Annotated in this window: 23 protein-coding genes; 14 read left to right on the top strand and 9 right to left on the bottom strand. The window is 64.1% G+C overall.

Annotated features, from left to right (window positions below; genetic code table 11):
- Positions 1-60: 60 nt before the first annotated feature.
- The gene (locus KA354_01595; GenBank protein MBP7933316.1) at positions 61-2,763 is read right to left on the bottom strand and encodes a hypothetical protein; all 2,703 of its coding nucleotides are present in this window, start codon (positions 2,761-2,763) and stop codon (positions 61-63) included.
- Positions 2,764-2,869: 106 nt separating this feature from the next.
- Positions 2,870-4,096 carry a competence/damage-inducible protein A gene (locus tag KA354_01590; protein MBP7933315.1) on the bottom strand — a complete coding sequence of 409 codons (1,227 nt, stop codon included), beginning with the start codon at positions 4,094-4,096 and terminating at the stop codon, positions 2,870-2,872.
- Between the two features lie 209 nt (positions 4,097-4,305).
- On the opposite strand from KA354_01590, the gene KA354_01585 reads away from it, so the two are divergent.
- A complete protein-coding gene (locus KA354_01585) occupies positions 4,306-5,223 on the top strand; it encodes a DUF2817 domain-containing protein (protein MBP7933314.1) in 918 nt (305 codons plus the stop codon).
- Positions 5,224-5,263: 40 nt separating this feature from the next.
- Positions 5,264-6,022 (top strand): hypothetical protein, encoded by a 759-nt coding sequence (locus tag KA354_01580; GenBank protein MBP7933313.1) that lies wholly within the window; start codon positions 5,264-5,266, stop codon positions 6,020-6,022.
- Positions 6,023-6,085: 63 nt separating this feature from the next.
- Here KA354_01580 and KA354_01575 read toward each other — a convergent pair whose 3' ends face one another.
- Complete coding sequence (locus KA354_01575) at positions 6,086-6,985, bottom strand: HAD family hydrolase (GenBank protein ID MBP7933312.1); 900 nt, start codon at positions 6,983-6,985, stop codon at positions 6,086-6,088.
- 53 nt (positions 6,986-7,038) lie between these two features.
- Between KA354_01575 and KA354_01570 the strand changes: the two genes are divergently transcribed.
- Positions 7,039-7,452 (top strand): (2Fe-2S) ferredoxin domain-containing protein, encoded by a 414-nt coding sequence (locus KA354_01570; protein MBP7933311.1) that lies wholly within the window; start codon positions 7,039-7,041, stop codon positions 7,450-7,452.
- A gap of 268 nt (positions 7,453-7,720) precedes the next feature.
- Positions 7,721-8,431 carry a hypothetical protein gene (locus KA354_01565; protein MBP7933310.1) on the top strand — a complete coding sequence of 237 codons (711 nt, stop codon included), beginning with the start codon at positions 7,721-7,723 and terminating at the stop codon, positions 8,429-8,431.
- Between the two features lie 25 nt (positions 8,432-8,456).
- Here the strand turns inward: KA354_01565 and KA354_01560 are convergent, their stop codons facing one another.
- From KA354_01560 to KA354_01550, 3 genes are read right to left on the bottom strand one after another with little or no spacing between them, the layout of a single operon-like run.
- Entirely contained in the window at positions 8,457-9,647 is a 1,191-nt protein-coding gene (locus KA354_01560; protein MBP7933309.1) for a hypothetical protein, read from the bottom strand.
- Between the two features lie 12 nt (positions 9,648-9,659).
- The gene (locus KA354_01555; protein MBP7933308.1) at positions 9,660-9,869 is read right to left on the bottom strand and encodes a hypothetical protein; all 210 of its coding nucleotides are present in this window, start codon (positions 9,867-9,869) and stop codon (positions 9,660-9,662) included.
- Positions 9,866-11,518 (bottom strand): sodium:solute symporter family protein, encoded by a 1,653-nt coding sequence (locus KA354_01550; protein MBP7933307.1) that lies wholly within the window; start codon positions 11,516-11,518, stop codon positions 9,866-9,868. Before KA354_01550 ends, KA354_01555 begins: the two co-directional genes overlap by 4 nt.
- Positions 11,519-11,666: 148 nt before the next feature.
- On the opposite strand from KA354_01550, the gene KA354_01545 reads away from it, so the two are divergent.
- The 3 genes from KA354_01545 to KA354_01535 all read left to right on the top strand — a co-directional run bounded on the left by KA354_01545 (position 11,667) and on the right by KA354_01535 (position 15,349).
- On the top strand, positions 11,667-12,362 hold the full coding sequence (locus tag KA354_01545; GenBank protein ID MBP7933306.1) for a 7-cyano-7-deazaguanine synthase: 696 nt from the start codon (positions 11,667-11,669) through the stop codon (positions 12,360-12,362).
- Positions 12,363-12,514: 152 nt separating this feature from the next.
- Complete coding sequence (gene xylA, locus KA354_01540; protein ID MBP7933305.1) at positions 12,515-13,828, top strand: xylose isomerase; 1,314 nt, start codon at positions 12,515-12,517, stop codon at positions 13,826-13,828.
- Between the two features lie 210 nt (positions 13,829-14,038).
- Positions 14,039-15,349 carry a beta-lactamase family protein gene (locus KA354_01535; protein ID MBP7933304.1) on the top strand — a complete coding sequence of 437 codons (1,311 nt, stop codon included), beginning with the start codon at positions 14,039-14,041 and terminating at the stop codon, positions 15,347-15,349.
- A 24-nt stretch (positions 15,350-15,373) separates the two neighbouring features.
- On the opposite strand, the gene KA354_01530 is transcribed toward KA354_01535, so the two are convergent.
- From KA354_01530 to KA354_01520, 3 genes are all read right to left on the bottom strand, one after another.
- The gene (locus KA354_01530; protein MBP7933303.1) at positions 15,374-16,255 is read right to left on the bottom strand and encodes an rRNA pseudouridine synthase; all 882 of its coding nucleotides are present in this window, start codon (positions 16,253-16,255) and stop codon (positions 15,374-15,376) included.
- Between the two features lie 38 nt (positions 16,256-16,293).
- On the bottom strand, positions 16,294-16,698 hold the full coding sequence (locus KA354_01525) for a hypothetical protein (protein ID MBP7933302.1): 405 nt from the start codon (positions 16,696-16,698) through the stop codon (positions 16,294-16,296).
- Positions 16,699-17,204: 506 nt separating this feature from the next.
- Positions 17,205-18,326, bottom strand: coding sequence for a hypothetical protein (locus KA354_01520; protein MBP7933301.1), 1,122 nt, complete (start codon positions 18,324-18,326; stop codon positions 17,205-17,207).
- A gap of 146 nt (positions 18,327-18,472) precedes the next feature.
- Here KA354_01520 and KA354_01515 point away from each other — a divergent pair, with 146 nt between their 5' ends.
- The 7 genes from KA354_01515 to KA354_01485 all read left to right on the top strand — a co-directional run bounded on the left by KA354_01515 (position 18,473) and on the right by KA354_01485 (position 25,455).
- Positions 18,473-19,627 (top strand): hypothetical protein, encoded by a 1,155-nt coding sequence (locus tag KA354_01515; GenBank protein ID MBP7933300.1) that lies wholly within the window; start codon positions 18,473-18,475, stop codon positions 19,625-19,627.
- 208 nt (positions 19,628-19,835) lie between these two features.
- Positions 19,836-20,249 (top strand): hypothetical protein, encoded by a 414-nt coding sequence (locus KA354_01510; protein ID MBP7933299.1) that lies wholly within the window; start codon positions 19,836-19,838, stop codon positions 20,247-20,249.
- A gap of 40 nt (positions 20,250-20,289) precedes the next feature.
- Positions 20,290-21,126 carry a type II secretion system protein gene (locus tag KA354_01505; GenBank protein MBP7933298.1) on the top strand — a complete coding sequence of 279 codons (837 nt, stop codon included), beginning with the start codon at positions 20,290-20,292 and terminating at the stop codon, positions 21,124-21,126.
- Between the two features lie 159 nt (positions 21,127-21,285).
- Positions 21,286-21,609 (top strand): L-rhamnose mutarotase, encoded by a 324-nt coding sequence (locus KA354_01500; GenBank protein ID MBP7933297.1) that lies wholly within the window; start codon positions 21,286-21,288, stop codon positions 21,607-21,609.
- On the top strand, positions 21,600-22,652 hold the full coding sequence (locus KA354_01495) for a hypothetical protein (protein MBP7933296.1): 1,053 nt from the start codon (positions 21,600-21,602) through the stop codon (positions 22,650-22,652). Before KA354_01500 ends, KA354_01495 begins: the two co-directional genes overlap by 10 nt.
- 472 nt (positions 22,653-23,124) lie before the next feature.
- Positions 23,125-23,763 carry a superoxide dismutase gene (locus KA354_01490; protein ID MBP7933295.1) on the top strand — a complete coding sequence of 213 codons (639 nt, stop codon included), beginning with the start codon at positions 23,125-23,127 and terminating at the stop codon, positions 23,761-23,763.
- A gap of 453 nt (positions 23,764-24,216) precedes the next feature.
- On the top strand, positions 24,217-25,455 hold the full coding sequence (locus KA354_01485; GenBank protein ID MBP7933294.1) for a phosphoglycerate kinase: 1,239 nt from the start codon (positions 24,217-24,219) through the stop codon (positions 25,453-25,455).
- Positions 25,456-25,516: the final 61 nt, after the last annotated feature.

Raw genomic sequence — 25,516 nt, 5'->3', positions numbered from 1 at the left:
AGTGTCCATCCTGTCGCTTGATTGGCGGGATGCCGGACCCGCGCCTGGCGGGACAGCTTCTCAGTGCAGTACCGCCTGCACGACCGAGAACGCCGGCACTTCAAGCATGAGATTCTCCAGGTTGACCACCGGCTTTCGAGTGTCCTCGCGGTCAACCGCTTCGGGATCGCTGACCGAGTTGAACGCCGCCGGCGACGCCGCATGAAGCGTGGAGATGTCGACCTTGGTCACGACCGGCTTGAGTGCCGCCAGATTGAACGGCACCACCAGGTAAGTGGCCCCGCTGTTGACGACGTTGAACACCAGGGCCTGACGGCGGACGTCCCAGGCGACCTGGGCGACCAGGTTCGGCGTTTCCTCGTAGCCCTGGAGTTTGAGCGGCCACGCCGCGGGTGACTGGGAAACGAGTTCGAAGGCCCGCCCCGCGGCGGACAGGAAAGCCCTCTCCTTGGGGCATTCGATGACGTTCTGCCCCCAGGTGTTGGCCATATTGTTGAAGTTCGCGAAGACGAAGTCCCCGCCCAGCCGCTGGAACACCAGGAACTGACGGACCAGGTTCATTGCATAGGCCCAGCGGATCTGCTGATTCTGGATCGTCTTCTCGGCCGGCTGCGGTTCGCGCCCCTTGTCGGAGATGAACGGCACGTTATCCAGCGGGGCAAGCCACTCGGTATTGCACAGCTGGACGTCCTGCTGCTTGGCCGCGTTGTACTCGGCGATCACCTTGAGGAGCTCGCGAAGGTAGGCCTCGCCGGTGCCTCGATCGGAGACGAAATCGATGGCGTCGCCCGCCTCGCCGAGCATTTGGGGCAGCGCAGGGCGGTAGCTCTCGTACCCCGCCATGATCACCTTGATCGACGGGTCCACCTTCTTCATCTCGCGAGCGAACTCGATGCACCGCTTCGCATACTCGATCGGTCCGAACCTGCGGTACGGCTCGTTGTCCAGTTCCCAGAACCTCACGCCCATGGCCTCGTGCCCGTGGGCTCGACGCAGCGCACCCATCGGATGACTCTCGGCCACATTGCAGTAGGCCACCCACTCGGCCGCCTCGGCCGCCGAACCGGTCATCATGTTCACGCAGAGCAACGGCTCCGCTCCGACTTCCCGGCACAGGTCCACGAACTCGACCGTACCGACATCGTTGTACTCAAGGCCGCCCCAGTACTCGCTCTCCCGCGGCCGACGATCGGTCCGTGAGCCGACGCCGTCGCGCCAATTGTAGAAGGACGCGTAGCAGCCACCCGGGAACCGGATGATTCGCGGGCGAGTCCGTTTGACTATCTCCACGACGTCCTTGCGCCAACCCTTGACGTGGTCGTTGGGCATGAGCGACAGACCATCCAGACGGAGCGCCTTGCCCGGCGGAACGGAAATGGCCAGGCTCCCGCGGCCCGCGAACTCGGCGTTCGCCAAGGGTGCTTCGACGGCCTTCCACTCTGGGTCAATGTCACCGATGGTCTTCTGCGCGATCGGCTTGTCCAGGCTCTTCTCCGGGTAGATGCCGATGGTGATGGCGAACTCGCTGTTGTCGGCCGACCGGAGGGCGCCGCGAAGGGTATAGGTCATCCCCGGCCGGAGGACTAGGCCGTCCTGAACGATGTACGCCGGCTTGTCGGTCGCCTTATTGGTCACTTGGGCGGCCTGCAGGCCATGATGGAATCTGCCGTAGCGAGGGTAGTCCAGCGACGCCGCCGGGTTGCCTTCGGCCAGGTACCAGGGGCTCTCCTCATAGCCGGAGTGATGCCATACCTCATTGGCCAGGACGTCGCCCGGCTTGCGCTGCAGCCATCGCCAGACCGAAGATTTGAGCGGAGTGATCGCCTCGAAACTCCGGTTGTAAAGCATCTCCGACCACATGCCGTCCACCTGGCGACCAAAACCGCTCTCGATGAAGTTGCCGTACAGGATCGGGCTGACCGGCTTGGCGCATAGCGCTTCCGTCGTCACGGTGATCGGGGGCAGTATTTGAGCATCTGACGGACGCTGGGGCTGGCTGGTTGCCGGCAGTGTTCCGGCGATCTGCGGAACGGCCGGCTGGCTGCCGGCGGGTTGCGTGCCGCTGGCCTGGGTTGTCGGTTGAGTGGAAGGGGCAGATGCGACAGGCTGGCTCGCCGGAGCGGTGGTGGAGGCGGGCGCCGTGGCCGGCGCCGTGGCCGTCGCTGGTTGGGAGGTGGCCGGTTCGGGCGGCGCCTCCTCGGCTGGCAGCAACTCCAAGCCGTCGAACCACACCGTTCCTGTGGCGTTGCCCTCGCCGCAGAGCGTGCAGAAGATGAAAACCTTGCCCTGCAGCGGGCCCTTGAACTCAACGCGGACACGCGTCCAGTCCGTCGAGCCGCGAAGGCTGGGACCCACGACCGTCTTGCTCGCGTCCGGTTCTTGCAGCGGCCCCACCAGCAGCGTGGCCAGCATGCCCGCCCCTTCTCGCGGCTCCAACTGGTCCGTCTTCACCCACCCGCGGAGGACGTAAGCCTTGCCCGCCTCCACATCGGCAACCTGCTGGAGGCCTGCCATCGTCGGTTGGCGGGCCGACATCCGAGCCGAGTACTTCCCCACCTTCACCGTCTTGGAGTCTTGGCCCACCGTGGGAGCCGCGCCCAGGACGGGAACCTCCCAATCCTTCGGCGGACCGGCTTCGCCGTCCAGACCCGATTCCTCGAACGAGCCGTTCCTCAGCGCGGGCGCACCTTCGATCGACGACAGACCCCACATCATGGCGATGAGCACGGCTAGCCAGAACCTCAGACCATCCCGCACCAACATCGATAGGCCTCCAAACCAGACCCGGGCGAAATCGGTCGCATTCTAACCCAAGTCCGACACCAATGTATCGTCGAGGAAACATGCCAAGTTGCCTTGACACATCGAATTATGCGCACAGGCTCAACCGCAGTCGGTTCAAGGCCGTCCATGCTGTGCGTTCCCGGATCTCAGCCCGAGTCAGGTGATCGCCAAACAGGTGCCTGGTCACTTCACACCCGGTCGCGTCGGCCAGCCCGATGTACACCAACCCGACAGGCTTCTGGGCAGTCCCGCCCCCTGGACCTGCAACGCCGGTGACACTGACGGCGTAATCGACCTCCCCCTGGAGACGGGCTTCCGTCACCAGGGCCTCGGCCACCTCGTGACTTACGGCCCCGTATTTCTGTATCAGACCTGCCGGAACACCTAGAAGGCGCGTCTTGGCTTGGTTTGCGTAGGTCACCAGGCCCTGACGGAAGTAGTCGCTGCTGCCGGGCACGTCGGTGATCAGCTTTGCGATGAGGCCTCCGGTGCAGGACTCGGCTGTCGCCAGCGTCTTCTGCTTGGCGATCAGAAGGCGACCGACGGCATGAGCCAGTGTATCCTCGTCCTGTCCGAACACGAGGGTCCCGAGACGCTTGCGAACCTCTGCGGCGGTCTCCTCGAGCAGCAGGCGAGACTCCTCCTGATTGCGTCCGTATGAGTGAATTCTTACGCTGATGACGCCTTGCTTGGCGGTCGTCCCGACCGTTGGGTTGCGTTTCCTGTCCATGAGATCTCGGATCAGTTCGCCGATGTCCGACTCCCCGGCTCCGAAGGTATGCAGGGTGACCGCCAGCATCCTCGCCCCCCCGGTTTCGCGGACCAGGAAGGGGCGGACGGCGAGTCGGTACATCTCCTGCATCTCCCGAGGCACGCCGGGCATGACGAAGACGGTGGTCTGGCCGCAGAGCGCTTTGATGCCTGGAGCCGTTCCGCAGGTGTTGTCGATCGGCTCGCTGCCTGCCGGAAACAAAGCCTGCACTTTGTTGCTCTCCGGCATTTGCCGACCCCGGGCGGTGAAGAAGGCCCGGATTCGTTCGACGTACTCTTCCCGAATCTCCAGGTCTACGCCCATGGCGGCGGCAAGCGCCTGGCGGGTCAGGTCGTCCTCGGTTGGTCCCAGGCCTCCGGTTACCAGGACGAGGTCCGTCTTGCGGGCGGCCTGCTCGATTTCCTCCCGGATGGCTTTGAGGTCGTCCGCCACGGTGACATGCCGAGGAACGCGGATACCGAGTTCCGATACTTGCCGCGACAACCAGGCGCTGTTGGTGTCCACCGTCTGCCCGGTGATGATCTCGTTCCCGATGCTCAAGATGACCGCTTCCATGGCCGCCGACGATAACACCGCGTCAGCCGATCGTGAAGCCCGGTCCGATGGGAGCGGTGACGCCCACTTGGATTTGCCCTTGTCCGATGGTAGTCTATGATGATGGCAAGGATGCACGGCAAGCCGCGTGAGCGAACCCGTGTTCCGATTCGAATTGTCGAGCTCACTCGATTGCCCATGCCGCGGGAGCAGCCATGACGATCCGCATGGAGGGGCGATCCCAGTCGAGGGGAAGGCGTGCGCTCATCGCGGCGGTTGCCTGTCTGGCTGCGATCGGCTGCCACAGACCGGCCACCCACAAGCCTGCTCGGCAGGTTGTTCTGCCCCCCGAGATGGAGTACTCCCCGCCGCCCCCCCTTCCCGGCTCGCGTGCCACCGCCAAGTCGGTCGAAGAGACCCTTGTGCTCGGCACGTCGCTGGAACGTCGGCCGATCGAAGCCATCGTGTTCGGTCGGCGCGGCGAGACGACACTCATCATGGGCGGCTTCCATGGAAACGAGTCGACCGGTGTCGAGCTCTGCCGTTCGCTCGTTGGTTACTTGAGGGATCATCCTGAGGTCTACCCGGATCGGCGTATTGCGATCATTCCGGAGGTGAACCCTGACGGCGTGGCCCACGGCACGCGGGCCAACCGCAACGGCGTGGACATCAACCGGAACTTCCCGGCCTCGAATTTCCCCGCCCGTCCTTCGGGCAGGTTTGCCGGCGGTCGGCGGCCGGCCAGTGAAGCGGAGACCCGGGCCGTGCTGATGGCCACCCGGCGGCTGCAGCCGGCCAAGATCGTCTCAATCCACTCGATCGCCGCGGGCCGGCACGGGAACAACTACGACGGCCCGGCCCACGCGCTGGCCACGATCATGAGCCGCTACAACCGCTATCCGGTCCTGCCCACCATGGGATACGAGACCCCGGGCAGCTTTGGCACGTGGGCCGGCGTGGACCAGCGCATTCCGACCATAACGCTGGAGTTGCCAGGCAACGTCTCTCCCGCTCGTTGTTGGGAAGTCAATCGCGAGGCCATTCTGGCCGCAATTCGCTTCGTGCCTCCGGACGGCGGAACGCTTCGGGCGGGTACGGACTCCGGCTCGCGCGCAACCGCCGTGGGGAAGTAGACATCACAGGGCTCTGGCCCGCCTTGAGGACTGAAGTCGCATGGTCTCTGATCCGAAGAACTGGTGGCATCGTCTGAAGAACACCCTCGCACGGACTCGACGCAACAGCGATCAGTACAACCTGCCCCCGGTAGGACAGGACGGTCTGCTGGCTGCGCCCGCGGAGACCGCCGCCGAGGAGGCCGATCTCACCACAGACAAGCCGGCTGGACTGGTCCGTTGGCCGCGACGGGACCAGACCCTCCTCCAGCTTCAGGAGGGCTACGAGCGGGTCACTCGCCTGATCGACGAGATTCAACGACACATGGTCGAGCAGGCCGAACGCGCGGACCGGACCTGCAAGGCGGTCGAGCAGCTCGCCCGCACGCTCGCCGATCAGCCGGACATGTGCCGCCAGCAGACGCAGATGCTCGAGTCGATCGCCGGCCAGCTCGAGAGCACCACCTCCCACACCCACCGACTCACCGAGGCTATCAGCGAGATCCCGCGGGTGACGCGTAGCCAAACGGAAGCCCTGGCCAACATCAGTCGACAGCTCGAAATGGTCGGCGAACAGAACGTGGTCAGCAACCAGACCCTGGACCGGCTCGGTAATGCGGTGGCCGGCGTCGGCCAAGCCAGCAGCAGCCAAACCGACCTGCTGCGGGAAATGGGCCTCAGAACCGATGAACAGAGCGGCATGATCCGATCGCTGATTACCACTCAGGGCCGGCGATTCATCATGTTGTTCGTCGTCACCCTGGCCCTGGCGCTCACCACCATCGTCGCGGCCATCGTCAGCATCGCCATGCGGCACTGAGCGCGGCGCTCAGCGGTCGGCAAGGTCTTGGTATCCGGATGCGACGCCCACAAGACAGGGCGGCTACCTCTTTCGAGAGGACGCGGTGAAGCAGGTCAGGGCCATCAACTGCAGGATGACCGCGAAGAGCAGGCGGGTGGTTCCAGTCTGCAGAGCCAGCAACTGATCCATCTGTGTCCTGATGCCCCCTGGCTCGATCAGCCAGCCGAAGATGGCCCAGAGCATCGCCCCGATGGCCATGATCTGGATGACTGCCCCCGCCAGGCGCGGGAGCGCGAAGTCCTCCGACTGCGCCCGGCGATCCGCCATCTTCAGGAAAGTCAGGATTTCCTGCAAGATGGCGGCCGGATCGGCGGGAGCCGCCGGCTGAACGGCAGCCGCGGTCTTCTCCGTCTTCCGGGTGTGTTTCAGCACAATGTCCACGGCCTCGCCGAGCGTGTTGGCCGTGAAGTCAACCGAGGTGTCCTTCGGCGGCTCGGAGGCCGCGGCCTTGCCGTTGCGGAGCAGGATCGTGCGGCACCCAGCCGATCGGCCCGCCTGCGTATCGCGAAGCGAATCCCCGATCATCCACGATGCCACCAACTCGATCTTGCGCTCGAGCGAAGCCTTGAGCAACATTCCCGGCTTGGGTTTGCGGAGATCGCTGTCCTGGCGGTACTCCGGAACGACCGCCTCATCACCCGGCAGGAAGGGGCAGTAGTAGATGGCATCAAGCCTGGCGCCCGCCTCAGCCAGCAAAGTGTGAACACGTTCGTGGATGCTCCTCAGCGTCGGCTCATCGATCAGGCCTCGGGCCACACCTGACTGGTTGGTGATCACAACATTCTCGAAGCCCGCGGCCGTGGTGCGCCGCAAGGCCTCCGCGGCACCGGGCATGAGTCGGACCTGGTCCGGATGGTTGAGATAGCCCGGATCCGCGATCAGCGTGTCGTCCCGATCCCAGAACACGGCCGGCGTTCCCATGGTGAGTACTATGGACTAACATAATGCCGAATGCAACCTTGGGAGGAGTCTTCATGCCCGGTTTCGAACGTCACGTCTTCGTCTGTACCAACGTCCGCCCCGACGGCCACCCGCGGGGCTGCTGCGCCGCTAGGCAGGGGGAGGCGGTTCGTGAAGCGCTCAAACAGGCCCTATCCAGCCGGGGCCTCAGCCGCCGCGTCCGGATCAATGCCGCCGGCTGCCTTGACCAGTGCGAACACGGCCTCACTTTGGTCGTTTACCCCGAGGCCGTCTGGTACGGCTTCGTGACCCCCGCTGACGTGCCCGAGATCGTCGAGTCGCACCTAGTCCAAGGCCGCCCCGTCGAACGACTCCGCCTCCCGGACACCTGCGTCAATACGCCCAGATGTTTGCACCGAGGCAAGCGGGAAGTAGGGGGGGATCCCGGGGCAGCGCCGCCGAACGAAATGACTGCATTAACTGGCTAAACCTTCTATAGCTGCGCACCCATCGCCTTCCGGCGGTTGCGGCGACGACCGCCGGCGTTCGCTGTTCGGCCCTGCGGACATGCCGGCACACCCTGGACGGACACAGCCACGGGACGGGCCGAGTCGTGAACACCGGATAGCGAGCGGATGAGCCCCCAGGGCCCGGCGGGCACATCGTCGTCCGGGGTATGCGGGCATACAACACTGCGTGGACCCGGTGGCGCCACCGGGCAAGCTCGCCGTCGAGGCTGTCTGACGGGTGATGGACATGACGAACAAAGGGACAGGATTCAGGTTCACGCTGTGTGTGGTTGGCGTTGCGTCCCTGGCCGTGGCCACCTGGGTGCGTGCCGCCGACTGGCCGCAGTGGCGGGGTCCGGCTCGCGACGGCCGGTCGGCCGATACCGGGCTGCTCCAGCGATGGGGGCCCGACGGGCCGGCTCTGGCCTGGAAAGCCACTGGCCTGGGCACGGGCTATGCCAGTATTGCCGTTGTGGGTGACCGCCTCTGCACGGTGGGCGACCTTGCCTACGTGACCTCCGGATACGACGTCGGCTGCCACGCATTCAGGATCACGGCAAAGGACGGCCGGTTCTCGGTCGAGGAGGTCTACGCGAGCAAGGAGATGGCCAACCACCACGGTGGCGTGGTCCAGGCCGGCGGGAAGGTATTTGGCCATTCCGACGGCCGCGGGCTGGTCTGCCAGGAGATCAGCAGCGGCAAGGTGCTCTGGGCGGAGAAGGACAAACTCCGGAAGGGCTGCGTTTCGTTCGCGGACGGGATGTTGTACTTCCGAGAAGAAGACAAAGATATCTTTATACTGGTTAGGGCCTCTCCGGACGGTTTCGCGGAGCAGGGACGTTTCGCCCAGCCGGACCGAGCCCGGCAGAAGGCGTGGCCTCACCCGACCATTGCCCACGGGCGACTCTATCTGCGTGATCAGGGGACGCTCCTGTGCTATGAGGCGAAGGGGAAGTAGCGGCGATCGTGCCCGGGGCATTCCGCTAGAACGGGAACTCGATCACTCCTGGCCGGACGTAGCGTTCGAGCAGCGCGGGATCGGGCTCCACGCCCCAGCCTGGGCCGGGCAGCGGTTTCGGACGGCCGCCCAGGCCGAAGCCCACCGGCCGGGAGGTAATATCGCCGGAAAGCAGGAACCGCCCGTAGCTGCCCTCCGCGAAGCTTGCGCCGGGCACCTGCTCCAGCCATCGCCGCCCCACGGCCGACAGGATGCTGGTTTCGCCGACCATGCACCCGAGCTGATAGTCCAAGTTGTTTCTGCGGGCAAAGTGGGCGAGGCGAAGCCCGGGCAGGAATCCGCCGTTCTTGCTGATCCGGACATTCAGCACGTCGAGAACGCCAAGGCCATGCAGCCGTTGGGCATCCTCGATCGTGACCAGCGACTCATCGAGCATGACGTTCACTTTCACCGCCTGCCTGAGAACCACAAGGTCAACGTCCCGGCTCTTCGCCAGCGGCTGCTCGACACACGCAATCGGCAAGTCGGCCACGGCCCGAAGGCGATCGATGGCCTGATCCAGTGTCCAGCCACCGTTGGCGTCCAGCCGGAGCGTCGTCGTTCGGCCCAGCGACCGGCCCAGGGTCTGGGCTACGGAGCGAATACGCTGCTCGTCATCCTCGTAGCCGACCTTCAACTTGAAATCACGCAGGCCGTACCACCACATCAGCCGCGTCTTGCGGGTCAGACTACCGGGATTGTCACCGGACAGGATCGCGCTGTACCGCATCCTGCGGATGCTCTCCGGCGAACCGAGCCCGGAGAGCCCGAACCAGCCCACGACCTCGCCAACCGGCATGCCGAAGTGCCGGCAATAGGCATCGATCAAGGCGAGTTCGATCCCGGCCCGGGCGGCGGTGGCGCAATGTCCCGCGGCGTTGTGCGTCGGCAGGCCGGCGATCCACTCCATCGCCTCGGGGAAGCCGGCCGGCCGCAGTCTGACCAAGCCCTCCAGCCACTCGTCCTGGATCGTCCGAATGACAGATTCCGGGGTCTCCCCGGAGACGTACGGCCGGGGCAGCGTTTCGCCGTAGCCGACCGTGCCGTCAGCCAGTTCGACCTGGATCACGATCGGGTCGGCGTCTTGCCGCACATGGGCGGCATGGCCGAACGCCTTTCGCAGCGGGATCGAGAGCGGATAGATCCGCAGGAACTTGATGTGTGAGCGGGGTCGCAAGTGGGATCCGTTTCAAGCATGGCCCTGGGAACGGTCAACTTCGCCAACCGGCAGGGCGGGCGGCGGTGTGACGTGCTCGGGCCGACTCTTCGCCTCACCCAGGCGCTTGAACATGCGCTTCACGTCAAAGAAGCCGCCGATAGAGACCACGATCGCAAGCCCGAAGTAGGAGACGATGGCGAGGTACAGGACGGTCTTCCAGCAATCCAACCAGCCACTCATGCCCCACCTCCCGCCATGAAAGAACCGGTGCCGATCCGGGGCCCGGTCGCCTGATCGCGCCGGCCCTCGGCCCACAGGCTGCCCACGACCATCCCGAGGGCGGCCAGCGGGAAACTGAGGATCCCGGTCCACGTCTCGGTCAGGGCGGCGCTCATCCGGGCGATGGCGGTTTGCGGAACGTACCCGGCATCGCGGATCGCGGGCTCGATGACCAGGCTGGCCATCCGCAGGGTGAGGTAGGTCAGACCGGGTAACGCTCCCCCCAGGATGGCACAGTAGGCTCCGGTCACATTGGCCCGCTTCCAGTACAGGCCCAAGGCCACCAGAGCGGCGGCGCCGGAGAGATACATTGTCCCGGTCATGGACAGGTAGTTCCAGATTGCCCCGCTGGCCTTGAACCATAGCCCGTACCACAGGAGGAACGCGGCCAGGCAGAGGATGAAGAACCGGGTGATCCAGATTCGCAGGGACGCGGGCAGGGTGACGCCAAGGAGCTCGAGGACCGGCGCAACCACATCCTGGGTGAGGACGCCGCTCCAGGCAAGCAGGTAGCTGGAGTGCGTGGACATCAGGGCCGCGAGCATGCCGGCCAGCATGAAGCCGACCAGACCGGCCGGCAGGTGGGTCAGCAGGCTGGGCATGGCCTGCAGCGAGTCTGCGTTGGCCACTGCCTCGGCTCCTTTCGCGGCGACGAAGGCCAGACCGGCCACGCCCCAGAGCATGGGGATGATCGCCCGGCCGAAGTAGTTCACGCCGGTCAGCACCCACATGATCCTCGCCGTCCTGGGCGAGTCGGTCGCCGCGGTACGGAAGGCCTGCGTCTGCCAGTTGCTCGTGGCCGTCCAGTGCATGAGCTGCCAGATGATCCAGGCCACGCCGATGCCGAGCGCTCCCTCCTTAGCGGTCACGAAGGGGTTCATTCCATAGTCCGGGCGGTAGGTATTGACTGCGGCGGCCATTCCCTGGAGCCCGCCGACCAATGGCGTGGTCAGCACCCACCAGGTCGTGGCGGCCATGCCGGCGGACAGGACGATGAATTGGACGTAGTCGGTCAGCACCACGGAGACCATGCCGCCCAGAAGGGTGTAGACCAGGACGAGGGTCACGAGAATGACCATGGCCAGCTTGATTGACGGCACGACGACCGGAGCGTCCCCGAGCCACCCGGCCGAGAGGGTCAAGTCGTGCATCTGGGTGATCAGCCGGACGAAATCGGCCTCCACTCGGAGGAAGACGCCGTAATTCAGGATGCCCGCCGTCGCGATGATCACTCCCCCGAGGATCCGCACACCTCGGCTGTAGCGCTTCTCGTAGTACTCCGCGACCGTGGTCACGCCCGAGGCTCGCAGGCCGGAGACCATGAAGCCGGTCAGCCCGACGAATCCCGACGTTACCACGGCGATCAATCCCAGGATCATGCCCGAGAAGCCGTTTCGGAAGCCCATCTCGGCCATGTACATGACGGTGACCAGTCCCATTTCCGTGGCCGTCAGCGTGGCGACGGCCAAGTACACGCTGAGCGTCCGCCCGGCCAGGAGGAAGTCTTCCTGGCCGCGAACGTACCTGCGACAGAGGAACCCGGGCACGGTAGCGATCAACAGGTAGACGGCCACGATCGACCAATCGACTGTGGAGAACGCGATGGGCATGACCGGCCGACGCTCCCTTCCGCACGGCATTGAGACCAGCCTCGCATTCTCGGACCTTACCCCGGCTTTGTCCAGCCCAGCCTCCGGGGAAACTGATTCCGCCGGGTATCCGAGCCGATGAACCGATTACCGTAAGGAGGCTCTGTACATGGACCGGGCGGTGGTTCTCGTCAGCGGGGGTGTCAACAGCGCGGTCATTACCGCCATTGCCCGAGAGCAGTACGAACCGGTCCTGCTTCATGTCGGGTGGAACCACCGATCCGCGGACCGTGAACTGGCCGCTTTCGAGCAGCTTTCCGCTCATTTCGGTATCGAGAAGACGCTGGCGGCGGAGCTACCCTGTATGGCCGCGTTTGGCGGCAACAGTCGAGTATCCAAGCGGCTTTCCATCGAGGATGCCAACACGCTCAGCCAGGAGACGCCGTCGACCTTCGCGCCCGGCGTGTTACCCTCGATGCTCGGTCTGGCCGCCGCCTGGGCCGGGGCGATCAAGGCCCGCCGGATCTTCGTAGGAATCAGCGAGGGCCCGGGCGGCACAGGCCCCACGCTAGCCCAGCTGTATCCCGACTACCGGCGTGAGTTCGTCCAAGCCTTCAATCTGACCCTGCGTTACGCCTTCCCGGCCAAGCAGGACATCCTGGTGGATGCTCCGCTGGTTGATCTCAGCCGCGCCGAGATCGTGCGGCTGGGGCTCAAGTGCGAGGTCCCCTACGCGTTGACCTGGAGTTGTTACGCGAGCGGGGCCAAGCCCTGTGGCCGCTGCCTTGGTTGTGTCAATAGGGCGCTGGGCTTCAGCAAGGCCGGCATGGCCGACCCGCTGTTCCTCGAGCCCGTGGGTGCGTGACGACTCCTCCGATCCGATTGACCGTCTCCCCTGGTGCGATTACAACAAGCCGTCGAGCGGTGCTGGAAGGCAACGCCGCATGTTCAGCCGTGTCCGTGCGACCGGACTGGCCACGACCGCGCCGGGTTATCGAACAGAAGGAGTGAACGACCGTGCCTGAATTCTTCCCTGAAGTCAAGATGGTCAAGTTCGAGGGCCCCAAGTCCCGCAACCCGATGGCCTTCAAGCACTACGACGCCGGCGAGAAGGTCCTGGGCAAGACCATGGCCGACCACCTGCGCTTCTCCGTGTGTTACTGGCACACTTTCAAGGGTCTGGGTAGTGACCCTTTCGGACCGGGCACCATCATCCGCAAGTATAACCACTCGAGCGACCCGATGACCGTGGCGGAGATGACTCTCTGGGCGGCGTTTGAGTTCTTCGCCAAGCTCGGCGTGGACTACTGGTGCTTCCACGATCGGGACATTGCCCCCGAGGGCGGCACGCTGGCCGAGTCCAACAAGAACCTTGACCGGATCGTCAAGCTGGCCCGCAAGCTCCAGCGGGACACGGGAATCAAGCCGCTCTGGGGGACGGCCAATCTGTTCTCGAACCGGCGGTACATGGGCGGGGCCGCGACGAATCCCTCTCCGGCCGTCTTCGCCTACGCCGCCGCCCAGGTCAAGAAGGCCATGGAAGTCACCCAGGAACTCGGTGGAGCGGGGTATGTGTTCTGGGGCGGGCGCGAGGGTTACGACACCCTGCTGAACACCGACATGGGTCGGGAACTCGATCACCTGGGCGCCTTCCTGCACATGGCCGTCGACTACAAGAAGAAGATCGGCTTCCGCGGGCAGTTGTACATCGAGCCCAAGCCCAAGGAGCCGACCAAGCACCAGTACGACTCTGATGCCGGGGCTTGTTTTGCCTTCCTGCAGAAGTATGACCTGGTCGACCATTTCAAGCTCAACATCGAGGCCAACCACGGCACGCTGGCCGGGCACACTTTCCAGCATGAGCTGGAGTTCTGCGTGGCCAACGGCATCCTCGGTTCGGTCGACGCCAACCGCGGCGACCTGCTCCTGGGCTGGGACACCGACCAGTTCCCGACCGACCTGTACGACTGCACGCTCGGGCTGTACACCCTGCTTCAGGGCGGCGGTTTCAGGACCGGCGGTCTGAACTTCGATGCCAAGGTCCGTCGCCAGTCGATTGACCCGGTCGACCTGTTCCACGCCCACATCGGCGGCATGGACACCTTCGCCCGGGCCCTCAAGATCGCGGCCAGGATGATCAAGGACGGCAAGTTCGCCAAGTTCGTCAGCCAGCGTTACGCTGCCTGGGATACGGCTTTCGGCCGCAAGATCGCCGCGGGCAAGGCCACCTTCGCGGAGATGGAGAAGTACACCCTGGCGCAGGGCGAGCCCCGGATCCAGTCCGGCCGGCAGGAGATGCTGGAGAACATGCTCAACGAGTACATCTCGTAGGGGGTGTCGAGCACGCCTTCGAGCGAAGGTTCCCATGATCGGCGGGGAGGGTGGCGAGCATCAGCCACACTCGCTTGTTCCTGGCCACCGGGGATCGATGCGTCCCGCCCCCTGCTCCCTCCTGCGAGCGGCTGCTATGATGGTCTCGCCGGCAAGGCGGGGATTCCCATTGGGGGACGACGACCGGGATCACGGACAGGAGTGCAACAGTTGAACCATCGACGTGCAGTCGGACCGATCATCCTCCTTTCCACGATCCCGTGTCTCATGTCGCTTGCCTGTGTTTCCGTTGGAGACCGTGCGCGTGACTCCGGGGCGCATCCCTCGAGCCAGCCGTCGTCCGGACCGGTTCGTGTCTGGACGCAGACCGGTCCTGAGGTTGCCGGGCTCAGCGCCTTCGACGAGGTCATGGCCAGCTACATGAAGGATCGCAACATCCCCGCCGGCAGTCTGGCGGTCCTGCGACACGGGCGGCTTGTTCTGGCTCGCGGGTACAGGTGGGCGCCTGAGGGAAAGCCGCCTGTCCCGCCGACCGCGATGTTCCGGATCGCCAGTATTTCCAAGCCGATCACCGCCGTCGGCATGCTTCAACTTGTCGAGCAGGGCAAGCTCCGTCTTGATCAGCCGATCGGCGAGCTCCTCGACGTCAGCCGCTGGAAGGACAAGCGAATCGCGCAGGTCACGGTGCGGCACCTGCTGACTCACCGTGGCGGATGGGACCGTGACAAGGCCTTTGATCCCATGTTCCGCGACCAGATCATCGCCAAGGCGCTGGGGCGTCCCCTGCCGACCGTGCCGCAAATGGTCATCGACTACATGGCCACCCAGCCCCTCCAGTTCGATCCGGGCACACAGTACGCGTACTCGAACTTTGGCTACTGCATCCTGGGCCGGATCATCGAGAAGGTCACCGGTCTGACCTATGAGGACTGCATTCGCGAGCGTGTGCTGGCTCCCGTCGGGGCCGGCGGCATGCGCGTCGGGCACTCGTTGCCTGCTCAGCGTTTCCCCGGCGAGGTCGAATACGTGGATCCCTCGAACAGCCAGGAGGACAGCGTGATGGGAGCGGACCCGCCGGCAAAGGTCCCCGAGACCTACGGTGGCTTCAACCTCCACACGATGGACGCTCACGGCGGATGGATCGCGTCGGCCGTCGACCTGGCCCGGTTCAGTGCGGCCCTGGATCCGAAGGGCAAGCGTCCTCTGCTGTCGGCGGCCTCGTTGGAGGAGATGTGGAAGCGGCCACCCGGCGTGCCGGACAGCGATCAGCGCTTCTACGCGTTGGGATGGTCGGTCCGCATCGTGGGTGCGGGCCGGATGAACACCTGGCACAACGGCAGCCTGCCGGGCACTTTTACCGTGCTGGTGCGGCGTTGGGATGGCTTGAGCTGGGTGGCGCTCTTCAATCAGCGATCGGAAGGCAAGTCCATGCCGTCCAGCGAAGCCATCGACGGCCTGCTTCATGAAGCGGCCGATCGGGTCACCCAATGGCCGGACCACGATCTGTTCGGGCGATTCTGAGGTCATTGGCTGCCGCGGCGTCGATCACCGACGGCGAAGGATCGTGGTCCCGTCGGGGGCGGCGGCGATGCGGCGGGTATTCCTGTCGGGTTGAGCCGCGGGCGTGGTCTTGCGCTCCGTGCTCTTTTTAACACTTTTTTCCATCTTCGAATTCCCCGTTTCGGCCGCGGGCTTCTTCCTGGGTGCTGGCGGTCGGTAGTGGCGCAGCGATTTGACCTCGTCGGGGCTCAGCGGCCGGGATGCACCGATTGGCAGGCCGCTCAGCGACAGTGGCCCGATGCGAATTCGGACCAGCTTGCGGACCTTGAAGCCCAGTTTGGCCATCACCCGGCGAATCTCGCGGTTACGTCCCTCGCGAAGCGTGACTTCGATCATGCTGCCGTCGCGTCCGGCGTGAACGATGCTCGCCTCGGAGACATGGGCCTTGCCTTCGTGGAGCCAGACGCCTTTCAGCAAGCGGGCGATCTCATTGTTGCCCACGAGACCGGGCAGATGGATGCGGTAGGTCTTGGGCACGCCGAATCGCGGATGCGTCATTCGCTGGGCCAATTCGCCGTCGTTGGTCAGGAGCAGCAGGCCGGTGCTGTCTGCGTCGAGCCGGCCGACGGGGAACACGCGTTCGGGGATGCGGGGGAGCAAATCGATCGCCCGAGTTCGGCCCTGCGGATCATCGTTTGTGCAGTGCACGCCCTTGGGTTTATGGAGCATGAAGTAGACCTTGCGAGGGGCGCGAAGTAGCTGTCCGTCCACGGTGATTCGATCGGACTGGGGATCGGCGAGCGCCGGCAGGGTGGAGACCTGCTTGCCGTTCACTGCGACCCGGCCGTCGAGGATCATCTCCTCGCACTCGCGGCGCGAAGCGAGACCGGCGGTGGCGAGGACCTTCTGCAAGCGTTCAAGAGCCATGGCGAGCTTGTACCACAAATCGAGGTTGATTGCATTGGCTAGCGCATGGCTTGGCGCACGCGTTGCCAGTAAGCGCAGGTTTTCTGCTCGCGAGTGCCGTTCGGGCCACCGTTGTGGATTCGGGCCAGGGTCCTGTAATCCCGACGGGCAAGGGCCTGGGGGCAGTGTTTCCGCCAGTAGGCGAGCATCACCTGTTCGGCGTAGGCCTTGTTCGTGACCCAACGGTAGCTGCCTTTCACCCCGCTATCCTTCCAGTACTTCCAGCTGATCTGATAGGGTCCCAGCGACCGGCCGCTGTCGCCGCGGGCGAAGGCGGGATTCGCGGAGCCTCCGGTTTCGACCTGGGCAACGGCGTCGAGGAATGAGCGCAGGTCGGCGGTCGCGGTCAGGGAGCAGAGACCGAAGCAGAAGGCGGACAGTGAAAGCAGCCATGCGGGGCGCATTGTTGGGAACCTCTCGTCGATCCCTCACCATTTCGCACCTTCGCGGCTCCAGTCAGCATCCGTGCTTCCTTGGCGGCATCCGAGGACTCTCGGAGTAGTGCAGGGGATTATACCCTGTGAGTTTGTTTGCCGCCAATGGTCCTGGATCGAAGCCGAGGCGTTCCTAATCTCATTGTCTACATGATGTTCCGTCGCCACGATCAGTCTGCCTGAGCCGGCAGGATCACATCGTCTGCCCCGCCCGATGCAGGCGTTTTTCGATCGCCAGAGCGGTTTCGTTGTGCCCAAAGCGGTGGATCCACGCCTCGTGATTGAAGATGACCCCGGTATAGAGCAAGGCGACCAGGGCGGCCACACCCAGGAGACCGCCCTTGTGTCCGGCACTGAGTCGGCCGGGCCATGTCGTCGCGGTCGACTCCCTTGTCGAGAAAGGGTGGGCTGGCCGATCGAGGGAGGAGGATCTCGATACGGTTGCGTCGCGCCACTCCGTCTCTGAGGTTTCGCCGTTAGTCGTACGCGCATTCTCGAGCGGCTTGGGAGTAGACCCGCAGGTTCTCGACCGGTGTTTCGAAGAAATGGTCGGCCACGGAGAGGATGTAGCCGCCGTCGCGGCCGAAGCCCTCGAAGAGACGCCGGACCTCGGCCCGGATCTGGTTGGCCGTGCCGCGGGTCAGGACGTTGAACTGATCCATGCCGCCGATCATCGCGACCTTGCCGGCGAAGGCTTGCCGGACCTTGCCGGGATCGGAGATGTTTCCGCCGACGCCAGGCGGTGAGAGCGTCTCGGAGGCATCGGTCCCGTTGGCCACGATCTGGTCGAGAATGTGCATCATCCCGCCGCAGGTGTGGTAGCTCACCCGATGACCGGCGTCGTGCAGGGCCTGATGCATGCGCCGGTCGTACGGCAGGCAGAACTCGCGATGCATGGCCGGGGAAATAACGGTGTCGCTGCCTGCCCCGCCGCCGGTCTCGATGAGATCGAACCTAGCCCCGCGGAGCGATTCCTCGATGAATCGGAGCTTCTTTTCGAGGAGGACGCTCATCAGGCGATGGACCCAAGGGGGGTCGTCGTGGGCGGCGAAAATGAGTTCTTGCACATCCATGAGGCAGCACGCGTGCTGCCAGCAGCCGGCCTGGTCACCCCAGACGAAGCCTCGAAGGACGCCGGCGTCACCGACGGCGTCGTAGGCGGCCGCCACTTTCTGACGATCCAGACGGGCGATGGGCATGTAGCGTTGGATCAGATCCACGTCCTCCGGGTGTTTGATGAGGTACTCGGTGATCCAGGTCGTGATCAGGTTGCCCTCGGTCTTGTAGGAAAGCCGGCCGCCGGGCGTGGCGATGGTATGGTGAACCACGCAGTGGAGGGGATCAGCGTCGACGACTGTCGCCTCGTCGCGCCAGTTGGGCACACCGGCGGTTGCGGTGGACTCGGGCACCCAGAACTGGCCCATGGTCTCGAAGTACTGAATGGCGGCGTCCATGCCGGTCGCCCGGAGAGCGGCCAGGGCGTCTATCCCGTCCATATAGGTGTTCAGGTGATAGGGCTGCCACTGATGAACGGTGACGGGAAGGCGGTCGGGCTTCTCACGCGCCAGGGCTCGCATCATTCGTTCCTTGGAGGTCATCGTGGTTCTCCTTGAAAGGCCGGGTCGCGCCGGCCTCGAGTATACCACGGCCGTGGCCGGCCGGGACTGCCCCCTTGCGGGCTCGCGTGGTCATGACTACCGTGTTCCGCATCAGGAGATCAGGTCTTGCAGCGAGGATTTCTTCCGTGGGCAAAGCCAACGCCAAGAGTCAGCGAGTGATCACCGCACTCAGTCGCCGGCAACCCGACCGGGTGCCCATTGGGGAGTTTTTCTGGACCAACTTCATCCGCCGGGCCAAGCGCGAGAACCACCTGCCGCACAACTTCGACCCTTACCGATACTGGGACCTGGACATGGTGGTCATCAATCCCAACATGGACCCGCACATCGAGGGTGTTCGCGTCGTGGAGGATGGCGAGGACCGCAAGGTGGTCAAGACCGGCTTTGGAGCGACGATCGAGCTCCGCTCGTGCTGCCCCATGCCTGCGTACCGTGATTTTGAGACGAAGACCTTCGAGGAGATCGACGCCCTGCGATTCGATGACCCGCGGGACGAGCGCCGCTTCAGCGTGGCGATCGACGACCAGATCAACGCGGTGGGTGATGCTCTGAACCTGGGCCTGCCGGCCTGGATCGACCGCATTGACGCGTACGCCGGCGATTTCTGCGTATTTGGGAGCGTCTGCGAGCCCCACGAGATGCTCTGGCGGATCATCGGAACGGAGAACGCGCTCCTGAAGATGGGGGAGGAGCCTGGCCGGATTGCCCGGTTCATTGAGCGGCTTGGGGACTTCGTGGTGGGCATCGCCGAGGCCCAGATCGCGGTTGGGGGCGAGCGGCTCGCCGGCCTGTACATCTGGGGTGACGTGGCCTACGTCAAGGGCATGTTCTTCTCGCCGAGGTACTGGCGCGAGGTGTACAAACCCCAGCTCAAGCGGATCTGCGACGTGATCCACTCCGCGGGGCTTAAAGCGATTTACCATGGCTGCGGCAATGCATCGGGCATCTACGAGGACATGATTGAGGCCGGGGTGGACGCGTACAACCCGCTTGAAGCCAAGGCCGGGCTGGACGTGGTCGAGCTCAAGCGGAAGTATGGGCAGCGGTGGTCATTCAACGGCAATATCGACGCCCGGGTGCTGGCCACCAACGACCCATGCCGGATCCGCCGTGAGGTTCTCACGAAGCTGAACGCGGCCAAGGGTGGCGGTTACGTTATTCAGTCGGACCACTCGATCCCGGAGAACGTGGATTTTGCCAGTTATGACTACATGGTTCAGTTGGTCAGGGAGCATGGCCGCTACCCGCTTCAGTTGGGCGAGTTCGACCGTTCCGTGTGAGCCGAATCCCGGAATCGACCGCAGCGCTTCTCGACCGCAGCAGAAGGCGGGCTGAAGGTTTGTTTTTGCCTGGGTGAGCACTGGGGGCTACCCTGGGGCGGTTGATGAGGATACAATCGATGCAGAGAGCGTTGTTCGATCCGGGGAGGTGTCGGGCGACAGCAGCGGACGAGGGCGAACGCGAACACATCGGAGCGTAGACACGGGCATGGAGACCTCCACGGACGGGGCATGGAAGGTTTGGGCTGCAGTGGGCGTCGTGGGCGGTGTGGCGGTCATCGCGATCCTGCTCTGGGGTCTGGGCGGGCTGGCCGCCTCGGTGAAGGGCAGCGACGAGCAGGTTCTGGCCCGGCTGATCGCCGCGAAGTCCGACGAGCGGGACCCGATGGTGATTGAACTGGGCCGGCGCGGCGTCAAGGTCATTCCCGGCATTGTCGCGGCGTACCGGAAGGCGGAGGACGATCCGGTCCTGAGGACGCACCTGGTGATGATCATTCGCCGGATCGGTCCGGTCGGTGAAGCGAAGCAGGCGTTGCAGGATCTCGGGAAGGAAGAGAAGGACGGCGAGGTCAAAGATCTGATCGAGCGGCACCTGGCGGATCTGAATCGCATGAGCAGGTAGTCCGGGAGAGATCAGATCGGAACTCGAGCGGAGGCCGGACATGAAACCGATGGACGGTGGTCGAGGTTTTACCCTCATTGAGGTCCTTGTGGTGGTGGCGATCATTGCGTTGCTGGTCGCCGTTCTGATGCCGTCATTCGCTCGGGCGCGTGAGCAGTCGCGGATGGTCATGTGCCAGAGCCAGCTGCACCAGTTCAGCATCGCCTTCCTGGCCTACGCCTCGGCAAACAAGGGGCGAACGCCGGGGATCAGTGAAGACCGCAATGCCGACTGGCTGGGCGGTGCGAACAGAGGAGGAAGGCAGCCGGAAGACGGCACCATCTACAAGTACCTGGGGGCCAACAAGAACATCTTCTGCTGTCCGACGGACGAGACGCTGCGTCCCGGCAACACTCTGCGGTACAGCTACACCGGCAGCACGCTGATGAGCGGCGTAGATCCCAACTGGGTAAGGGGCGCGCACTACCAGTACGAGTCGAAGAGCCTGAGCAACTACAGCACGTCCGACCACAGGACGAACATGCGTCCTCTGCGTCCGATGATGATCATCGAGGAGGATCCGGACTGGTATCTCGTCGGCGTCACCAACAGCGCCTGGGACAACGACGACGGGGTAACCACGCGGCATCTCAAGAAGTTCGGGAACATCGGTTTCCTCGATGGCAGTGTCGGCTCGGTCAATCTGCCCGCCACGCCGCACACCTACGGCAAGTACTTTTCGAACAACGCGATGTGCGTGCGGGTGAAGGACATGTGGATTTCCGGCAAATCCTGGGAGGACATGCTCTGGAGCGACACCACCAAAAGTGGAGCCTACGGCAAGCTGACTGTCCAGAAGCCCGCCAGCGCCAAGGGTGTCACCCACGCCACTCCCTGAAGTGCAGCGGGCATACCAGGCCACGGCATTGACACGTCCCGCGACGAGGTCATAAGTCGGGACCCATGGCCTCGTCGCCCCGTCCGTTCCAAGCCGTTCTTTTCAGGGTGATCCGCGCCCGCGAACCTTCGATCCGGGCGTGTTGAGAGGAGCGACATGATGCAGCGATACGGCATGGTTCTGAAGGTACGTCCTGAGAAGTTCGAGGAGTACAGAAGCCTGCACGCGGCCGTCTGGCCCGATGTCCTGAAGATGATCAGGGAGTGCAACATCCGCAACTACTCGATCTACCACAAGGATGGTTATCTGTTCAGCTACTTCGAGTACATGGGCACCGACTTCGCGGCGGACATGGCCCGGATGGCCGCGGACACGACCACCCAGCGATGGTGGGCGGTGTGCATGCCGTGCCAGGACCCGCTCCCCACTCGGGCCCCCGGCGAGTGGTGGGCGAACATGGAGGAGGTATTTCATTGTCCCTGACATCGCGTGAGCGTGTGCTGGCCGCCTTCGAGCACGAGGAGCCGGATCGGGTGCCGGCCTGGTGCGGGTCGTCGCCGGAGTTCTGGGTGAAGGCCAAGCGGGCCCTCGGGCTCGACGATGAAGGGCTGCTCGTGCGGTTCGGCGACGACTTCCGCCGGGTCTGGGCCCGCTACGATGGGCCCGCCTTCCCCTTGCCGCCCGGAGCCAGCCATCGCACGGTCTTTGGCAGTAACCGGCGGGGACTGGGCTACGGCCAGCCGATGGAGCACCCTCTGGCCGACGCCACCCTCGATCAGGTTCATGCTTACGCCTGGCCCGACCCCAGCTGGATGGACGTGAACCAGATCCGAGCCAGCGCGGTGAGCTACGGGCGGCAATACGCCATCCTGGGCGGCGACTGGTCCCCTTTCTGGCATGACGCGATTGACCTCTTGGGTATGGAGAACCTCATGCTCAAGATGTACGACCAGCCCGAAGTGGTCGACGCCGTCCTTGGCCACATCGTCGATTACTACGCCGAGGTCAGCCGTCGTATCTTCGACGCCGCGGGCGACGTGATCGACATCTTCTTCATCGGCAACGACTTTGGCAGTCAAACCGGCCCCCTGCTGGGCGAGCCCCTGTTCCGCCGCTTCATCCTTCCGCACTTGCGGCACTTGGTGGACCTCGGCCACGGTTACGGCCTCAAGGTCATGATGCACTGCTGTGGAGGCTTTGCCCCGCTGATACCCGCCATGCTCGAGACTGGGCTCGACGGGCTTCACGCCATCCAGCCGTCCTGTCGCGGCATGGACCTTGCGACCCTCAAAGCCCGCTATGGCCGCCAGATCTTATTCAACGGAGCCATCGACTCCCACCACGTGCTCATCGATGGTGATCCCGGCTCGGTCCGAACCCGAACACGAGAAGTGCTAGCGATCATGAAGCCGGGCGGCGGGTATGTAGCCGGCGCCAGCCATGACTCGATCCTTGAGGAGACCCCGGTTGAGAATGTACTGGCGATGTTTGATGCCATCCGCGATTTTGGGGGTTACGGAGATTGAGGCCTCGGGAGGGTTGCCCCGCGTCTCGGACTAGCTACCCACAAAGACTAGCGAATGCCGCACCCGAGGTGCCGGGGACGGGTCGCTGGCGAGCTACACCTGAGGCGGCATTCCGCGCGGAAAGCGATGCACGTCTAACATCATTTTCTAAAGACTCTTACATTCACTGAAGATCCTCATCCCCCAGCGTAGGCCGAAAAAGCAGGAATGGAATTGGCTGGGGGCAGGAGGATGCCTACAATATGACCGAGTTGGTTTTGAGACTGAGTCTCATTTGCCAAATGAGGTGGACACGATGACCAATCCCATTGCCCGCAGGCAGTTCCTGCTGAAACTCGGAAGGTCTGTTCTTGGGGGTGCGACCGCAACCGCCCTGCTGATTCCGAAGTCGGCCGTGATGGGCGCCGAGAAGCGCCCCTCCAACTCGGGAGACCCCTCGGGACGGACCCAACATCAACAAGGAGACAAACACATGGCTTACACACTGCCCGATTTGCCGTACGCCTTCGACGCCCTCGAGCCGTACATCGACGAAACGACGATGCGGATACACCACGGCAAGCACCATGCGGCCTACGTGGCCAACGTCAACAAGGCCTTGGAAGGCCATGCCGACTGGGCGGCGAAGACGATCGAGGATCTTGTGGTCGAGGTCGCGAAGCTGCCGGAAGCGATCCGCACTGCGGTGCGCAACAACGGCGGCGGCCATTTCAACCACAGTCTTTTCTGGAAGAGTCTTGCCCCCGCCGGCAAGAAAGGCGGTGGTGAGCCGAGCGGCGAGCTGGCCGCGGCGATCACGAGGGATCTGGGCGGCTTTGCGGCCTTCAAGGAGGCTTTCAACAAGGCGGCCACTACTCGGTTTGGCTCGGGTTGGGCATGGCTGTCGGTCGGCGGCAACGGGAAGCTGTTCGTATCCTCGACACCGAACCAAGACAACCCGCTGATGGCGGGGATTGCGGAGGCCCCGGGCAAGCCGATCCTGGGGTTGGACGTGTGGGAGCACGCGTACTACCTGAAATATCAGAATCGCCGACCGGAATACATTGAGTCCTGGTGGCACCTAGTGAACTGGGAGTTCGTGGCGGAGCAATACGCGAAGGCCAGGCAATAGTGCCGATGGAAGTGTCGGTGTGACCGACCGGTGAGGGGGGGCACCGGAGGTTATCTCCCCATGGGCGTGACCGTGTCGACGGAACCACTGAGCGACGGTGGTGCTGGAGTCGAAGGGAGGAGGGGCCTGAAGGGGAAGGAACGTTCTGGGGGATCGCGAAGAAGTCTGGGGGACAAGGGAGCGAGAAGGAAAGAGCTGTGATGGCCACGGCGTGGCGGGCAGACCGCCACGCCGGTTTTGTTTTGCGTACCCGTGTGGGTGAGTGGCCCTTGCCGCTCGCCTGACCGGCCCGGGCCGGGTCTGATTGCCCTCCTCCTCGAGTCGCCGCTGGTGGTCCTGATGGGCCACCGGCGGGTCGGCCGTTGTGGATCTGGATTTCCGTGAGAGCTTGCGTCACAATACCGACCGGTCACAGGAATCGAGTCTGTGGGTTTGGAGCATGGAAGGTGCAGAATGGCCAAGAAGACAATTGCTGACGTGAACGTGAAGGGCAAGCGGGTTCTGATGCGGGTGGATTTCAACGTCCCCCAGGACGACAAGGGGAACATCACGGATGACCGCCGGATTCGCATGGCTCTGCCCAGCATCGAGCAGGTGCTCAAGGGTGGCGGCCGACTGATTCTGATGAGCCATCTGGGGCGGCCGGAGGGCAAGGACCCGGGGGCCGACAAGCAGTGGACGATCAAGCCGTGTGCCGATCGGCTGAGTCAGCTCATCGGCAAGAAGGTGGTCTTTGCTCCGGACTGTGTCGGCCCGGAGGTCGAGAAGATCGTGGCCGGCATGAAGGACGGTGACTGCTGCCTGCTGGAGAACGTTCGTTTTCACGCGGCAGAGCAGATCAAGGACAAGAAGGCCAAGGACGACCCGGCCCTCAAGGAGAAGAAGGAGAAGTTTGCCAAGCAGCTTGCCGCCCTGGCCGACGTTTACGTGAACGACGCATTTGGCACTTGCCACCGTGACAACGCCAGCATGTTGACCGTTCCCCAGCAGATGGCCGGCAAGCCCCGGGTAGTCGGCTTCCTGGTCAAGAAGGAATTGGAGTACCTAGGCGAGGCGCTGAACCGTCCGAAGCGGCCGTTCGTCGCCATTCTGGGCGGCAAGAAAGTCTCGGACAAGATCGCGGTCATCGAGGCCTTGCTGAAGAAATGCGATACCGTGCTGATCGGTGGGGCGATGAACTACACCTTCATGCTGGCCCAAGGCAAGAAGGTGGGGACAAGCCTGGTGGAGGCTGACAAGGTGGACGAGGCCAAGCGGCTGCTTCAGCTTGGCGGTGAGAAGCTCAAGCTGCCGGTGGACGTGGTGGCGGCTGCCGAGTTCAAGGCCGGGGCGGCCGCGCAGACTTTGGCAGGGGACATTCCGGACGGACTCCAGGGTCTTGACATCGGCCCCAAGACCGTGGAGATGTTCAGGAAGATCATCGCCGGGGCCAAGACGGTGGCCTGGAACGGCCCGATGGGTGTCTTCGAGATGAAGCCCTTCGACGCGGGCACGCTGGCGGTTGCCCAAGCCCTGGTGGACGTCACGGCCAAGGGTGCGATTACCGTGATCGGTGGCGGGGACAGTGCCGCAGCCATTGAGCAGATGGGCATGAGCAAGAAGGTCAGCCACGTCAGCACCGGCGGCGGCGCCAGTCTGGAGTTCATGGAAGGCAAGAGCTTCAAGGCCGTCGAAGTGCTCGACGAAGCCTGAGTTGTGCAGATAGGGTCCCGTATACTTCGAGCCCCGGGCACCCGAGCCCGGGGCTTTGTTT

The sequence above is a fragment of the Phycisphaerae bacterium genome (assembly GCA_018003015.1).
Taxonomy (GTDB): domain Bacteria; phylum Planctomycetota; class Phycisphaerae; order UBA1845; family PWPN01; genus JAGNEZ01.
Note: the sequence above shows the minus strand (reverse complement) of the source record. Positions and strands in the feature narration are given on the sequence as shown.

Bases quoted from the DNA above. Each gene is read 5' to 3' on its own strand.
- KA354_01595 (MBP7933316.1), bottom strand. From the start codon at position 2,763: ATGTTGGTGCGGGATGGTCTGAGGTTCTGGCTAGCCGTGCTCATCGCC.
- KA354_01585 (MBP7933314.1), top strand. From the start codon at position 4,306: ATGACGATCCGCATGGAGGGGCGATCCCAGTCGAGGGGAAGGCGTGCG.
- KA354_01580 (MBP7933313.1), top strand. From the start codon at position 5,264: ATGGTCTCTGATCCGAAGAACTGGTGGCATCGTCTGAAGAACACCCTC.
- KA354_01575 (MBP7933312.1), bottom strand. From the start codon at position 6,985: ATGGGAACGCCGGCCGTGTTCTGGGATCGGGACGACACGCTGATCGCG.
- KA354_01570 (MBP7933311.1), top strand. From the start codon at position 7,039: ATGCCCGGTTTCGAACGTCACGTCTTCGTCTGTACCAACGTCCGCCCC.
- KA354_01565 (MBP7933310.1), top strand. From the start codon at position 7,721: ATGACGAACAAAGGGACAGGATTCAGGTTCACGCTGTGTGTGGTTGGC.
- KA354_01555 (MBP7933308.1), bottom strand. From the start codon at position 9,869: ATGAGTGGCTGGTTGGATTGCTGGAAGACCGTCCTGTACCTCGCCATC.
- KA354_01550 (MBP7933307.1), bottom strand. From the start codon at position 11,518: ATGCCCATCGCGTTCTCCACAGTCGATTGGTCGATCGTGGCCGTCTAC.
- KA354_01545 (MBP7933306.1), top strand. From the start codon at position 11,667: ATGGACCGGGCGGTGGTTCTCGTCAGCGGGGGTGTCAACAGCGCGGTC.
- KA354_01530 (MBP7933303.1), bottom strand. From the start codon at position 16,255: ATGGCTCTTGAACGCTTGCAGAAGGTCCTCGCCACCGCCGGTCTCGCT.
- KA354_01525 (MBP7933302.1), bottom strand. From the start codon at position 16,698: ATGCGCCCCGCATGGCTGCTTTCACTGTCCGCCTTCTGCTTCGGTCTC.
- KA354_01520 (MBP7933301.1), bottom strand. From the start codon at position 18,326: ATGACCTCCAAGGAACGAATGATGCGAGCCCTGGCGCGTGAGAAGCCC.
- KA354_01510 (MBP7933299.1), top strand. From the start codon at position 19,836: ATGGAGACCTCCACGGACGGGGCATGGAAGGTTTGGGCTGCAGTGGGC.
- KA354_01505 (MBP7933298.1), top strand. From the start codon at position 20,290: ATGAAACCGATGGACGGTGGTCGAGGTTTTACCCTCATTGAGGTCCTT.
- KA354_01500 (MBP7933297.1), top strand. From the start codon at position 21,286: ATGCAGCGATACGGCATGGTTCTGAAGGTACGTCCTGAGAAGTTCGAG.
- KA354_01490 (MBP7933295.1), top strand. From the start codon at position 23,125: ATGGCTTACACACTGCCCGATTTGCCGTACGCCTTCGACGCCCTCGAG.
- KA354_01485 (MBP7933294.1), top strand. From the start codon at position 24,217: ATGGCCAAGAAGACAATTGCTGACGTGAACGTGAAGGGCAAGCGGGTT.